Here is a 14,579-nt window from a genome sequence, read left to right on the forward strand (position 1 = left end):
GACGCTGGCGATGACGCCCCGCGCGGGACCGCCGGTGGCGTCCATGAAGCCGGGAATCAGGTAGACCAGCATGGCCGCGGAAAGCACCAGCAGCATGCTGCCGAGCAGAATCTTGGCGCCACGGTTCGACGACTGAAGGAATCGGATCATGAAAGGACGGCTCCGGAGAGAATCAAATGCTGATTATAAATGACGGGGAGCTGAGGCAGTGGTCAGTGGTCAGTGGCTAGTGGCCCAGCTGCTAGTGTTGTGTCTCGCAGATTAGCGCCAGAACATCCCCGCTGTCATCCTGAGCCCCCCTGGAGGGCGAAGGATCTATGCACTAGAAATCAAATACATAGATTCTTCGCTCCCTTTGGTCGCTCAGAATGACACTCTCTGAAATTCTCGAAGAAACAAGAAGGTGCACTGCACTGGCTGGAAAAGCCAAAATCGAGATGCCCGGGACCGTCGGTTGCGGGGGCGCTGCTACAATCTGGCCGCTATGTCGAAGGGGCGGGCGAAGCGCATCAAGCTGATCCTCATGGACGTGGATGGCGTGCTGACCGACGGCACCATCTGGCTGTTTCCCGCGACCGCCGGCGCCGAACAGCAAACGGCATCGGCCGCCGCGGCCCGCGCCGACGCGGGCGGTTACGCCATCTCGAGCGCGAATATCGTGGAAGCCAAGGGCTTTCATGCGCACGACGGCACGGCCATCTCGCTGGCGCGGCTGGCGGGGATCAAGACCGGCGTCATCACCAAGCGGATTTCGGAAACGGTTGCGCTGCGTGCGCGCGACTTGCGCCTGGACCACGTCCACCAGGGCGCGGCCGACAAGGTGGCGGTCCTGGAGGGGATCCTGGCGCAGGAAAAACTCGAGGCCCGCGAGGTGGCCTATCTCGGCGATGACATCATCGACTTGCCGGTGATGCGCCGCTGCGGGCTGGCCATCGCCACCGCCAACGCCCGCAAGGAAGTGAAGCAGGAGGCCCACATCGTCACCCGGCATGCCGGCGGGGCGGGCGCGGCTCGCGATGCGGTGGAGTACATCCTGCGCGCCCAGGGCAAGTGGACATCGGTCATGCACGCCTATTTGAACGAGCGTGTGCCGCCGAAGAAATGATGGCCGCCATCGAGGGACTTTCTGCATGCGGTTTTTAGGCGCCAGGCCCTTGATATCTCAGCCCGTTTCGGCGCGGCTGAAGCCGTGCCCTGATACAAAGCGATCTCGTGGAGACGTCTCTAAAGTCGCCGAGTCGCACTGGGCTCCTGGCCTTCAGCCGGGAGTCAGCAAGCCCGCTACAAGTTGCCGGCGACGAATTCCTCGATCACCAGGCGGGAGATGGCGCGGCAGTCGCCGCACAACAGCAGCGTCTCGTTCCCATCGGCGCTGAGCACGGCGAGCTTCAGGCTCTCACAGGCGGCGCAGGCGGTGGTGGGCTCGCCGGATTCGGGCTCGGCGGCCTGGATGGAGGCCTCGCGGTCGAAGCGCCCGGTCTTGTGGGTGTTGATCTCGAAGGTCGAGCGGCAGTCGGCGCAGACGTGGTTGAAACAGCACTTGGGCTCGCAGGAGTAGACGATCTCCGCGCCGTTGCAGTGCGGGCATCGGATGAGGTCCTTGAGGGTACCAGCCACCGATTGATTCTAGTCGAGCTTCGGGTTTGTCAGGCTGAGCGAAACGTAGCCTTCCGATAGCCACCGTGTCGCCCGGATACGTCTGCTGGCCATAGAGATTCCTCGCTCGCCGCGGCGGGCTCGGAATGACAACCAGCCGGAACTACAATCGAGGGCGAAGAATTTGCGAAAGTCGTCCCTCCGCGCTAGAATCCGACTCTATGTCCACCGGCTCGGATATGGGATGGGCCCACCCGCTGGTGCGGGACTGGTTCCTGGAGCGCTTCGGATCGCCGACCGAGCCGCAGGAGCAGGGCTGGCCGCACATCCTGGCCGGGCACGCAACGCTCATCTCGGCGCCCACCGGTTCGGGCAAGACGCTGGCCGCGTTTCTCGCCTGCATTGACCGGCTGGTGCGCAAGGCGCTGGCGGGGGAGCTTCGGGACCGCACCGAAGTCCTTTACATTTCGCCGCTCAAGGCGCTGGGCAACGACATCCAGAAGAATCTCGAAGTCCCGCTGGGCGAGATTCTGCACCGGGCGGGCGAGCGCGGCCTGCTGATGCCGGAGATACGCACCGCGGTCCGCACCGGCGACACGCTGGCCCACGAGCGCCGCGCCATGCTGCGGCGTCCGCCGCACATCCTGGTGACCACGCCCGAGTCGCTCTACATCCTGCTGACGGCGGAGGGAAGCCGCGCCGTCCTGAAGGACGTGGAGACGGTGATCGTGGACGAGATCCACGCCGTGGCCGACGACAAGCGCGGCGCGCATCTCGCGCTCTCGCTCGAGCGGCTGGAAGCGCTCACGCGACACCGCCCGGTGCGCATCGGACTCTCAGCGACACAGAAGCCCATCGAAGTGGTGGCGCAGTTCCTGGCCGGCAGCGAGCGTCCGCTGCCGGCCATCGTCAATATCGGACATCGCCGCGCGATGGACCTTGCCGTGGAAGTTCCGGGCATGCCGCTCGGGCCGGTGGCCTCGAACGAGATGTGGGACGAGTTGTACGACCGCATCGCGGAACTGGTCGGCGAGCATCGCTCGACGCTGGTGTTCGTCAACACGCGGCGCCTGGCGGAGCGCGTAGCGCACAACCTGGTGGAGCGCTTAGGTGAGGAAGCGGTGGCGGCGCACCACGGCAGCCTGGCGCGCAAGCTGCGCCTGGCAGCGGAGAAGCGGCTGAAAGAAGGCCAGGCGAAGGTCGTCGTGGCCACGGCCTCGCTCGAGCTGGGCATCGACATCGGGACGGTCGACCTGGTGTGCCAGATCGGCTCGCCGCGGGCGATCGCGGTCGCATTGCAACGCGCGGGACGGTCCGGCCACTGGCGTGGCGCCGTCCCCAAGGCGCGCTTTTTCGTTACCACGCGCGATGAGCTGGTGGAATGCGCCGCCCTGGTGCGCGCCATCCGCCTGGGCGAACTGGACCGGCTGGAGGTGCCGGATGCGCCGCTGGACATCCTGGCGCAGCAGATGGTGGCGGCGTGCGCGGTCGAGGACTGGCGGGAGGACGGACTGTATGCTCTGGCCCGGCGCGCCTATCCCTATCGTGAGCTGGCGCGCCAGGCCTTTGATGCCGTGCTGGAGATGCTGAGCGAAGGCATCGCGGCGCGGCGCGGCCGCTACGGCGCCTATCTGCACCGCGACCGCGTGCATGGCCGGGTGAAGGCCCGCCGGGGCGGACGGCTGGCGGCCATCACCTCGGGCGGCGCGATTCCGGATAACGCCCTGTACACGGTGATCGCCGAGCCCGAGGGGGTGACGGTCGGGACGGTGGACGAAGACTTCGCCGTCGAGAGCATGAAGGGCGACATCATGCTGCTGGGCAACACCAGTTGGCGCATCCGGCGCATCGAGTCCGCCGGTCGCGTGCTGGTGGAAGACGCGCATGGCGCTCCCCCCAATATTCCCTTCTGGCGCGGCGAAGCACCGGCGCGCACGGCGGAGCTTTCGGCGCAGGTAGCGGAGATTCGGGAACGGGTGGGCGATATGGTCCCGGAGCGCGCAACGCAGGCAATCGAATGGTTGAAAAGTGAGTGCGGCGTGGACGACGCCGGAGCGGAGCAGATCGTCGCCTACATCGTGGAGGGACGCGCGGTGCTGGGCGCGGTGCCCACGCAGACCACGGTGATCGCCGAGCGCTTTTTTGACGAGGGCGGGGGGATGCAGCTCGTGATCCACGCGCCCTTCGGCGGGCGCATCAACAAGGCCTGGGGGCTGGCGCTGCGCAAGCGCTTCTGCCGCTCCTTCAACTTCGAGCTGCAGGCCGCGGCCACCGACGAAGGACTGAACATCGCGCTGGCCGAGCAGCACAGCTTCCCGCTGAGCGACGTCTTCCAGTTCCTGCACGAGGAAACGGTGAAGGAAGTGCTGGAGCAGGCGGCGCTGGCTTCGCCCATCTTTGCAGCGCGCTGGCGCTGGGACGCCATGCGCTCGCTCGCGCTGCTGCGCTTTGCCGGCGGCCGCAAGGTGCCGCCGCAGATCCAGCGCATGCGCTCGGACGACCTGCTGGCCTCGGTATTCCCCGACGTGGCCGCCTGCCAGGAGAACATCACCGGCGACATGCGCATCCCCGATCATCCGCTGGTGCGCGAGGTGATGAAAGACGTGCTCAGCGAAGCGCTCGACCTGGAAGGATTGCGGGCGGTGCTGCGCGGCATCGCCTCGGGCGCGATCCGCACCCTGGCGGTGGACACGGTGGCGCCCTCGGCGTTTTCGCACCAGATCCTGAACGCCAATCCTTATGCCTACCTCGACGATGCGCCGCTCGAAGAGCGGCGGGCGCGCGCGGTGGAGATGCGGCGGGTGCTGCCGGAGTCGGTGCTGGCGGAAGTGGGCCGGCTCGATCCGCAAGCCATCGCGCAGGTCTGCGAGGACGCCTGGCCGGAAGTGCGCGACGCCGACGAATTGCACGACGCGCTCTATACCCTGCTGGCGCTGCCGGAAGAAACGCGAGCACCGACTGGGAGGCCGATCGTCGAAGGTTGGGCACGATACTTCGAGGCCCTGGTCGATTCCGATCGCGCCGGACGTGCGGTTGCAGATGGCCGCGCTTATTGGGTGGCCACCGAGCGCGCCAAGACCTTCGGCGTTCTCTTTCCAGAAGCCCGCTTCGAGCGTCCCCTGCCCGCAGTGGCAGGAGAGGCTCCATCACGCGACGACGCACTGCTGGCGCTGGTCACCGGATGGATGCAGCACACCGGCCCCACGACCTCGCGCGAACTGGCCCATGCGCTGGGCCTGGCGGAACGCGAGATCGAGCAGCCGATGCTTCGCCTGGAGGCCGCCGGCGCTCTCCTGCGCGGCAACTTCCGCAATCACCAGACCGCCCCATCCGCAGATCAGCAAGTCCACGAGTGGTGCGAGCGCCGACTGCTGGCCCGCATCCATCAGCTCACGCTGGGCAGGTTGCGCAAGCAGATCGAGCCGGTGACGGCGGCGCAGTTCCTGCGCTGGCTGCTGCGCTGGCAGCACCTGGCCGAAGGCGCGCAGTTGCGCGGCGAGCGCGGCGTGCTGGAAGCGGTGCGCCAGTTGCAGGGCTTCGAGATCCCGGCCAATGCCTGGGAACCGCAGGTGCTGGCGCGACGGGTGGCGGGCTACGACCCCAAGGTCCTGGACCAGTTGTGCCTGACCGGCGCGGTGGGCTGGGGAAGGCTTTCACCGCATCCGGCAACGCTGGAGGACGCCGCCGGCGGGCGCCGCCGCGTGGTGCCCACCAGCGTCGCGCCCATCACCTTCTTCGTGCGCGAGGAAGCGGACTGGATGCTGCCGCGGCGTCCGCACGAAGACGAGGGCAACGGCCTGAGCCATGGCGCGCGCGAGTTGCTGGGCTACCTGAAGCAGCGCGGCGCCTCTTTCTTCACCGACCTGGTGCGCGGTACCGGGCGATTGAAGGCGGAAGTGGAGACGGCGCTGTGGGAACTGGTGGCCGCCGGGCTGGTGACGGCCGACGGGTTCGACAATCTGCGCGCGCTCATCGATCCCAAGCGCCGCTCCGGACACGGCGCGGGACGGGTCGCACGGCCGCGACACAGCCCAGGGCGATGGTCGCTGCTGTATGCCGGGGAGAGCACCGACCGCGTGCGCGCCGTTGAGGCCACTTGCAAGATGCTGCTGCAGCGCTACGGCGTGGTCTTCCGCGACCTGCTGGCGCGCGAGACAATCGTGCCCAAATGGCGTGAACTGCTGGAGGCTTTCCGCCGCCTGGAAGCGCGCGGCGAAGTGTGCGGCGGCCGCTTCGTCTCCGGCTTCCTGGGCGAGCAGTTCGCGCTGCCGGTGGCGGTGGATTCCCTGCGCGCCACGCGCAAGATGTCACCGAGCGGCGAGACCATCACCATCTCCGCCGCCGACCCGCTGAACCTGGTGGGGATACTGGTGCCAGGGGAGCGGGTGCCGGCTGTTTCAGGGAAGTTCGTGCGCTATCGCGATGGCGTACCGGTGGAGGACGAGACCCACGATCGAGGAGCACGGGCGGGAGATTGAGTCGATCGGACGCGCGGCTTGACTCCTGGAGCGCGCTTGAGTAGCGTTGCCTGCCTTTCCAATCCAAGACCAAGCGGCGAGATCGCAGTTCGAATCCACGCCCTTTCGCCCGCTGAAGGAGAATCCAGATGCGTCGAATCCTGTTGATGGTGTTGCTCGCCGCGGTGACCGGCCTGGGGCTGGCGCAGCAGGCCGGGAGCGCAGCCGCCGATGAAGTCATTGCCGTCACCAAGGCCCAGTGGAGAGCCGAGATGCGCAAGGACCTGGCGGGCGCGTGGAAGAACATCGCCGACGACTACACGGAGTTCAACGACGAGTACCCCACGCGCCTCGACGGCAAGGCCATGAACCAGCGGCTGGCGGAAGCCGGCCTGGGCTCTCCCGGACGCCTGATGGCGGCGGAGATGGCCAACGAGAAGGTGCAGGTGTACGGCGACGTGGCCATCCTGACCTATAACTTCATCGGCGCGGTGGCCAACAAAGACGGCGTGGTCGAGCCGCAGCGCGCCAAGTCCACGCGCGTCTACGTGAAGAAGGACGGGCAGTGGTGGCTGGTGCACGCCAATTTCGCGGCGGCACGCTAGCAATCACCGGGCGCAAAATGGGGGAGGCACGGGCCAGGCCCGTGCCTCCAGGAGCGCTTCTGCGCCGGTTGGACCGGAAAGCGCGGGCCGGCTGCCGCGCGCCGCTTCAGCGCCGCAACTTGTTTACTGGCAGACGCCCGCCGCCGCGCGATAGTAGGCAGCCTGGGCGTCGTGCTGGCTCATGGTTTTGCCCGGCTCCAGCTTGCCGAACTCGGGCGTGCCCTCGCAATAGTACTGGCCGGTGCGAGTGTGCACCCACACCTTAGCGTCGGGATCGGCGACCACCTCCGACTGCACGGTTTTTGGGGCGGGAGGGGCGAACACGCTGAACAACAGCCCGGCCGCCAGCACGACCAGGGCGGCGAAGAACATCACACCCGCCTCGCTGTGATGCACTTGCGTCATGGCGGAAGGACTTGCCTGCCGCACGCCGCTCTTGTGGCTGGCGCCCTTGCCGGCGCTGACCATCGCTTTCTCCAGGCCGCCCAGAGGCGCGTCGCTCGAACTGACCGAACCTGCCTGGTAGAGCTTGGAGTCCCTGGGAACTTTCTTGCGTTGCTCGATGCGCGCGCCGATTCCTGACTTGGCGCCCAGCGGAGCTTCGACGCGTACGACGCGTCCTTTGCACCAGAAGGCGCTCTGGGTGTCGCCTGCGATCTCAGTCGGCAGCGACAGCATGAACTCGATATTGGCGCCCTCGGGAACGCGCGAGTCGAGGTACAGGAAGACGCCGTTCTCGCTGATGTCGCGCACCAGAGCCAGTACCGTGCCGCCGGTCGAGCCGTACGACCAGCGCACCGTCACCTGCGCGCGCAGGGCGTAACGCCGCAAGCCGCGCTGCTCGGCGCGGCTGTCCAGCATGATGGCCTCGGCACGCCAGCGCTGCAGGTTGCCGGGCGCGATGCAAATAGTGCCTTGCATGGCCATTTCTGAACCAGTCTCCTGGCCGGAGTAATGCGTGCCAACCTCCGAATCCTCCGGCACTTTAGCGCTAGCACTGTTGCGGGAAAAGATAACCGCAGTAACATCGGAAAATTACCTTGGTAAGGAAGTTAAGTACTTGCAGGGAAAGCGGTTAGCGGGCATTTGAGAGAGGGGAACCAGGGCCGTTAATACGGTCGCTCCCGCGGCAGAGCAAGTGGTTCCGGTCGTTGAACGGCCGGTGCAGAAAGTAGGGGAAAGATTGGGCGGACCTTGCTCGGGATCAAACCGACGATTTTCCCGGCATGCCGGGACGCGCTCAAGAAAGCAGTGGTGGACCTGGTCGGGATCGAACCGACGACCTCTTCCATGCCATGGAAGCGCGCTCCCAGCTGCGCCACAGGCCCACGCGGAAGATTCGACAGGAAGGCTACGCGGATTCATTTTCGCCGAGGCGCAAGGGATAGTCAAACGCGAACACGCTGGCGAGGCGCGCGTCGTGCGGGACTTCTCATTCTGCGGCGCGCTGGTTGCAAAAGGACGTGAGATCCCTACTGGATGCCTTCCAGCGATTCGCCGTTGCGATGGTCGAGCGTGACCGAGCTTTCCCCCGGCTCCATTTCAACCTGGACGTGCCAGAGCATGAACCGGCCGCTGTGCTCGCCCATGCCAAAGACGTAATAGGTTGCGGCGGGCACCGGAGGGAACTGCGCTTTGCCATCAGGATTCACCATGAGGGTGGCGACGCCGTTGGCCTGCATGGCTTCCATCATGGTCTGCAGGCACTCCGCCTGCTCGGCCCCGCAACCCGCCATCCAGGAGCTGATGCGGGCGCTGCCTGCGGGCAAGCGGACTCCACGCTGGGTGAGGGCAGTCTCCATGCTTTCCTTCAGAAGCGTCAGGCGGGTCCCGGGTTGAGCGCGGATGGTCAGGCGGGCGTCGCCGTGCCGGAGGGAAGTTGCGGCTGCGGCCGCCGCTGCTTTTCCTGCGGCGGTGCCCGCCGGGGCCAGAGTGCTCACGGCGCAGATGTCCGAAACCGGCTGGAAGTTGGGTCTGTCGTTCGAGTCCAGGCCGACCAGCACGCGTCCATCAACCTGCACTTGGCCGGAACCCGTCAGGGTGCCGGCGGGCGTCAGCTCGAATGTCATGGGAGATGCGTCGTTGGCGATCTTCACGAAGACCCGGCTGCCGCTGAAGGTCACGGTGTAGTCACGCGCCACCAGAGCCTGACGGCAGCCGACCACCGCCGAAGTAGGGTAAAACTCCAGTTCCAGGCCTTCGGCTCCGAAATACTGGCCGTGGATACGCAAGCCGGGGTCGGGCGCAGGCGATTGGACAGCCTCGAGCGCAGAGCCGACGGCACCCGGCTGGCCGCTGGCCGCGCCGGCCAGCACCTGCAGGGCTCCGACCAGGCCGCTGGCCAGGCCTTCGCTGAGACTGGTTTGCGACGCCACCTTGGCGGTAGGGGTCAAAGGGGCGAGTGTGCAAGTGACAGTCTTGGGCGCCCAGATGGTTTCCGTCGCCGGCACGCTTCGACTGACCTTCTCCTCCGTGTACCACCCACCCCAGTCCTGCTTCGCGAAAGGGCTGTACTGGGCCGTGGGCGAATAGACCTTCTCGGTGCTGGTTTCTGTCCTGGTGGTCTGCCGCGTGCCTACCGGAATCTGCCCGGCCACGCGGATGGTGCCTGCGGCTGCCAGCTTGCCGTCGGACCGCAGCGGCAGGACGATCCGCTGACCCTGCCAGGTAGTGGCCGCCCCGGAGGCGGAGGCGGAATCGAACAGCCTGATCTGCAGGCCGTTGGCGGTACGCTCGATGGCGTAGCCGGCGGAGGGCGCTCCCTGGCCCTGAACATCGGCGCAGGCCACCGAGCTGGTCTCCCCGTAAAACGTGATGCTGAAGCGGCCGGGGCCGGAGTAGACGCCGGTGAAGTACATGCCCGGGCTGCGTTCCTGCTTAAGCCACGGCATGTAGGAGCTCCACTCCTCGGAGAGCTGGCGGCTCGCCACCTGGTTCACGCACCGCTCTTCACTGTTGCCCAGAGCGAGACAGCGAGCCATCGCGCGCTGGGCGTCGGAAGGCTTGCGCTGGCGGAGCACGTCGGCGGCGAGGTTGGGGCCGCGCTGCTGCGCTGCAGCCTGCTGGCCGTCCTGCGGCGTGGTTCGAGCGGCAGATCGACCTCGGCCGGCCACGTCAGTCCGCGCCCCGGGCACTTGTGCGAGCAACGACGGTGGTAGAAAGCGGCCGAGCACCTGGTCGCGGAAGTCGCGATTGGTTTCATAGAAGGCGTGCGCCTGGTACCACTTCGGCCGGTCGGGGTAAGACTGATAGGGTTGTCCTGCGGCCTGATAGGCGAGGCCATACTGCCCGATAAGGCGACGCTCATCGGCGGTGAGCTGTCTTCGTTGTGAGGCGGCCATCTGCCGGATGGTTTCCTGCAATTGCCAGAACGCCCCCATTTGGCGGGCGGCCGTGTCCATAGCGTCGGCGCCCTTCAGTTCGGACTTCACCCGCTCCACCGAGGGGAACTCGGCCAGATACGGCGGGTTGGTCGGTGGCTGCGCGAGGGCGGGCAGAGAGACTACGCAGCAAACCAGGAAGGCGCCGATGGGTCGCATGGGCTTCTCCGCGCACGGAATTCTAGAACAGCCTCCTTAGTTTGAGCGCAAGATTCGGATTGGACACAGGACCAATTTCTGTTAAGAACACGAGAATGGACACGCCCCGACGTATCGAAGTCTTCTTCTACGGCCTGTTCATGGACGTCGAGCTCCTGCGCGGCAAGGGCGCCGAACCGCAGAAACTTCGCGCGGGATCGGTTCCGGGGTACTCGCTGCGCATCGGCCAGCGTGCCACGCTGGCGCCCGATGCGCAGGGACGCGCGTACGGCATGCTGATGCAACTGACGCATGCCGAGCTCGAGCAACTGTACGCGGAAGCCAGCGTCCGCATGTACCGGCCGGAAGCGGTGATCGCCGAACTCAGCGACGGCTCCCGAACCGCGGCGCTGTGCTTCAATCTGCCAGCCGCACCGAGCCCCGAAGAGGCGAACCCCGAGTACGCCGCGAAGCTGCGCGACCTCGCGCGTCGGCCGGGCTTCCCCTCGGACTATGTGGAGAACATCCGGTAGACAAGAGGGGACGGCGGGCTGTTTAGTGCCGCAAGGAACAGGTAGACGGGCGTTCCTAAAGTAGCGGGATAACCGCGGAAACGGGCATCGCGGGCGGGCTGGGTCTCATCCAAGCAGGCGGGCGGGAACTTCCTGCTCTGTCCTGTAGTCTAATAGGGTTAGCAGGTCGCGGCCGGGTGAGGCAGCGGCCGAAGCAGTGCCGGAAGGCGCCGGCGGGCACAACGGATCCGCGCCGGCGGGAGCGGCAAAGTGGGCGATATCGCAAGCGCGCTGAGTGGCCGCGCAGAAGAAGTGGCCATTGTGGCCGGGCTGAAGTCCGGCTCCGAAGAGGCCTACGAGTGGCTGATCGCCCGCTTCCATCAGCCCATCTACAGCCTGGTGTACCGCATTGTGCACGACCCGGCAGACGCCGCCGACACCACGCAGGAAGTCTTCCTGAAGGTGTTCCGCGGCATCCACTCGTTCCAGGGCAACGCCAGCCTGAAGACGTGGATGTACCGCATCGCCATCCGGGAAGCGTCGAACCAGCGGCGCTGGTGGTACCGGCATAAGGGGCGCGAGACATCGATCGAGCCCGGCGCGGAGACAGGCGAATCCGGCTTCTGCGCCTGCCTGCGGGAGACGCTGGTGGACGATGCGGATTCGCCGCTCGACACGGCCATGCAGGGGGAGGTTCGGGAGCGCCTGGAGCAAGAGCTGCGGCAGTTGCCCGAGCCTTATCGCACCACCGTCATTTTGCGCGATATCGAAGAGCTTTCCTACGAAGAGATTGCGGAAGTACTGGGAGTTTCGCTGGGGACGGTGAAATCACGTTTGATGCGCGGGCGCGACGCTTTGCGAAAGCGTCTGCTGCGCTATGCCGGCGAGACGGCGCCGGAAACGAAGCGCCGCTCGGTCCGAGCCGAAGAGGATGCCGGCACGTCCGCCGGCGAGGCCATCGAGGTTACGCCATGAAGTGCAAACAGGCCCGTTCGCTGTTCTCTCCCTGCCTGGACGGCGTGGTGACCGGGGCCGAGATGCTGGCCGTGGAGCGCCACCTGGAGGAGTGCCCGTCCTGCCGCGTGGAGTATCGCCAGTTGACCCGCACCCAGGCGCTGGTGCATGCCCTGGGGCCGCGGCGCGCGCCCGAGGCGCTGGCGCTGCAGTTGCGCGTCGCCCTTTCCCGGCGCTCCGCCGACACGTTGAGCCGCCGCCTGGCCGCCGGTATGGTGCGGTTGGAGAACGCCATCAACGGCTTCCTGCTACCCGCCACGGCGGGGCTGGTCAGCACGGTGATCCTGTTCGGGCTGCTGCTGGGCATCTACCCGGTACCGGCACAGGCGGGCGCCGACGATGTCCCCACGCTGCTGTACCTGCCGCCGCAACTGGAAGGGTCGCCCTTCGCCGCCGGCCTCAGTTCGCTGAACAACGCCGATGCGCTGGTGGTGGAGACCTACGTGGACGCCAACGGCCGGGTGCAGGACTATCGCATCCTCGCAGGTCCGGAGCAGGACGAGAAGTTGCGCACACAGCTCAGTAACGCGCTGATCTTCACCACCTTCCGCCCGGCCATGTCGTTTGGGCGGCCCACCGCGGGGCGCGTAGTGCTCTCCTTCTCCAAGGTGTCGGTGAAGGGATAAGGATTCGCGGTCTGCCACTTGAACGAAGTCGCAGGTCGGCGCCCGCGCAGCGGAATTGACCGGCGCGGGAGTGCTCCCGTACACTTGACTCTCCGAATCTCCCACCCCAGGATCAACTTGCAGGAGGCGGTGCTGCGGTTTTTCCCCCGGTTCGTGATGCTGGCGGGCCTGTGCGGCGTGCTTGCGCTGCCGTGTGGCGCGCAGACCACTTCCAAGGTGACCCTCGACACCAGCGAGACGCTGTTCAGCGTGCTGGCCGGAATCAACGCCTGCGGCTACGACCAGGAACTCGCGACTTCCGACCCGCTGCGGCTGAAGATCCGCGCGGAGATAGCCAACGCCATCACCGCCACGCCGGAGGCTGCGGCCGCCCACCGGCGGGTCTGCGATTTCTACCGCGACCACCAGCAGCCGGACGCCGCGCGCACGCTTTCCCAGTACGTGTCGCTGGCCCTGTACCTGGATGGCCCGCCGGAGTTTGCGCCCAACGCCAAGGAAGCCGACTTCCCGCCCGACGCCGCATACGTGCTCGGCCTGGCGCCCCTGCTGAAGCTCTTCTACAGTGAGGCCAACCTGGGCGCTATCTGGAGGAAGCATCAGCCGGAGTATGAGAGCTTCATCGAGGCCTACCACGAGCCGGTTTCCCGCATGCTGCTGGAAACGGACGTGTACCTGAAGCTGCAGTTCGCCGGCTACCTGGGACGCCGCTTCGTGGTGTATCTGGACCCGCTGGCCGCGCCCAGCCAGGTGAACGCGCGCAACTACGGCCCTCATTACTTCGTGGTCATTTCGCCGGCCGGGCCGCCGCGCATGCAGCAGGTCCGGCACACCTACCTGCACTACGTGCTCGACACCTTCACGCTCAAGCGAGCCAATGCGCTGATCAAGCTGCAACCGCTGCTGGAGATCGTGAAGCCAGCACCCATGGACGAAAGCTTCAAGCACGACGTGGGGCTGCTGGTGATCGAGTCGCTGATCCGCGCCCTGGAAGCCCGAACCGCGGCACCCCCGGAAGGCACGCCCAAAAACAAGATCCATGAATTCCGGGAGCGCAAGGCGGAGGAAGCCGTGCGCGAAGGCTTCGTGCTGACGCGCTACTTCTACGGCGCGCTGGGCCGGTTCGAGGATAGCCCGGTGGGCATCAAGGACGCCTTCGGCGACATGCTGCACGAGTTGCCCGCGGCGGAGGAGATCGGTCGCGCCCGCGAGGTGCAGTTCGCCGCGCAGTCCGCGCCTGAAGTGTTGCAAACGTCGCGGCCGGGCGAAGTCCCGCTGCTGGTTCTGGCCGAAGACCGGCTGGCGCGGGGAGACACGGCCACGGCCGAACAACTGGCCCGCCAGGCGCTGGAAGCCCGCCGCGAGGACCCGGCGCGGGCGCTGTTCCTGCTGGCGCGCGCCGCCACCCGCAGCGGCAACATGGAGGGAGCGCGCCTCTACTTCGAACGCACTCTGGAACTGGCCCGGGAGCCCCGTCTGGTGGCCTGGGCCCATATCTACCTCGGCAGGATCTTTGACCTGCAAGAGAACCGCGATGCCGCCGTTTCGCACTATCGTGCTGCGCTGGCCGCGGGTGATACCACGCCCGACACCCGGGCCGCGGCGGAACGAGGGCTGGCCCAGCCCTACGAACCGCAGGCGGCCAGGCCGTAGGCCTGAACCCGTCCGGCCGCCTGCGGGCGCCCGGCGCGAGCAACATCCAAGGAGACCGCTGATGAAGAAATCATCCTCAATCCTGATCCTGAGCCTGGCGCTGATGGCAATGTCCGTAAGCGGCGCCGCCGGCATGCAACAGCAACCGCCGGCAGGCCAGCCGCAAGCCGGTTCCCAACCCAGCCAACCGGCGCCCGCAACCCCCGGACGTCGTGTGCTGCAGGCACAGACTGCCGAAGAGCAGGCGGCCTACATGGCGGTAGTGAACAACGCCGACATGGCCGCTGCGGAAGCCGCTGCCACGGATTTCGTGACCCGCTTCCCCACCAGCCGGCTACGGGGCACGCTGTACCAGGTGCTGCAACAGCGATACCAGAACGCCAACAATGCGGAGAAGACCATCGAGATGGGCCGCAAGTCGATCGAGTACGACCCGGACAACACCTGGGCTCTGGCCATGACCGCCAGTGTGCTGGCCGATCGCACCCGGGAGACCGATCTCGACCGCGATGAGAAGCTGGCCGACGTGGCCAAGTTCGCGCAGCGCGCCATCGACACCGTGGACACCGGCCTGGTGCTTGCGCCGAACGCCACCGAGGAA

Annotated in this window: 11 protein-coding genes and 1 tRNA gene; 8 read left to right on the top strand and 4 right to left on the bottom strand. The window is 66.6% G+C overall.

What is annotated here, in order from left to right:
- Positions 1 to 484 precede the first annotated feature (484 nt).
- Positions 485 to 1,105: an HAD hydrolase family protein gene (locus VNK82_07265; protein HXE90746.1), complete on the top strand. Its 621-nt coding sequence runs from the start codon at positions 485 to 487 to the stop codon at positions 1,103 to 1,105.
- A 176-nt stretch (positions 1,106 to 1,281) separates the two neighbouring features.
- Here VNK82_07265 and VNK82_07270 read toward each other — a convergent pair whose 3' ends face one another.
- Positions 1,282 to 1,617, bottom strand: a complete 336-nt coding sequence (locus tag VNK82_07270; GenBank protein ID HXE90747.1) for a hypothetical protein — start codon at positions 1,615 to 1,617, stop codon at positions 1,282 to 1,284.
- Between the two features lie 200 nt (positions 1,618 to 1,817).
- On the opposite strand from VNK82_07270, the gene VNK82_07275 reads away from it, so the two are divergent.
- Together VNK82_07275 and VNK82_07280 are read left to right on the top strand one after the other, a co-directional pair.
- A complete protein-coding gene (locus VNK82_07275) occupies positions 1,818 to 6,074 on the top strand; it encodes a DEAD/DEAH box helicase (GenBank protein ID HXE90748.1) in 4,257 nt (1,418 codons plus the stop codon).
- A gap of 128 nt (positions 6,075 to 6,202) precedes the next feature.
- Positions 6,203 to 6,658, top strand: a complete 456-nt coding sequence (locus VNK82_07280; GenBank protein ID HXE90749.1) for a DUF4440 domain-containing protein — start codon at positions 6,203 to 6,205, stop codon at positions 6,656 to 6,658.
- A gap of 123 nt (positions 6,659 to 6,781) precedes the next feature.
- Here the strand turns inward: VNK82_07280 and VNK82_07285 are convergent, their stop codons facing one another.
- From VNK82_07285 to VNK82_07295, 3 genes are all read right to left on the bottom strand, one after another.
- Positions 6,782 to 7,585, bottom strand: coding sequence for a PilZ domain-containing protein (locus tag VNK82_07285; protein HXE90750.1), 804 nt, complete (start codon positions 7,583 to 7,585; stop codon positions 6,782 to 6,784).
- 325 nt (positions 7,586 to 7,910) lie between these two features.
- Positions 7,911 to 7,986, bottom strand: a tRNA-Ala gene (locus VNK82_07290).
- Between the two features lie 144 nt (positions 7,987 to 8,130).
- Complete coding sequence (locus tag VNK82_07295) at positions 8,131 to 10,197, bottom strand: hypothetical protein (GenBank protein HXE90751.1); 2,067 nt, start codon at positions 10,195 to 10,197, stop codon at positions 8,131 to 8,133.
- Positions 10,198 to 10,292: 95 nt separating this feature from the next.
- Between VNK82_07295 and VNK82_07300 the strand changes: the two genes are divergently transcribed.
- The 5 genes from VNK82_07300 to VNK82_07320 all read left to right on the top strand — a co-directional run.
- Entirely contained in the window at positions 10,293 to 10,709 is a 417-nt protein-coding gene (locus tag VNK82_07300) for a gamma-glutamylcyclotransferase family protein (protein ID HXE90752.1), read from the top strand.
- Positions 10,710 to 10,958: 249 nt separating this feature from the next.
- On the top strand, positions 10,959 to 11,663 hold the full coding sequence (locus VNK82_07305) for a sigma-70 family RNA polymerase sigma factor (GenBank protein ID HXE90753.1): 705 nt from the start codon (positions 10,959 to 10,961) through the stop codon (positions 11,661 to 11,663).
- Positions 11,660 to 12,328: an anti-sigma factor gene (locus VNK82_07310; protein HXE90754.1), complete on the top strand. Its 669-nt coding sequence runs from the start codon at positions 11,660 to 11,662 to the stop codon at positions 12,326 to 12,328. The genes VNK82_07305 and VNK82_07310 overlap by 4 nt, the downstream gene beginning before the upstream one ends.
- Before the next feature lie 84 nt (positions 12,329 to 12,412).
- Entirely contained in the window at positions 12,413 to 13,978 is a 1,566-nt protein-coding gene (locus VNK82_07315) for a hypothetical protein (GenBank protein ID HXE90755.1), read from the top strand.
- A 61-nt stretch (positions 13,979 to 14,039) separates the two neighbouring features.
- On the top strand, positions 14,040 to 14,579 hold a 540-nt coding region (locus tag VNK82_07320), incomplete at its 3' end, for a hypothetical protein (GenBank protein HXE90756.1).

Source organism: Terriglobales bacterium (assembly GCA_035573675.1).
Classification (GTDB): domain Bacteria; phylum Acidobacteriota; class Terriglobia; order Terriglobales; family Acidobacteriaceae; genus DATMAB01.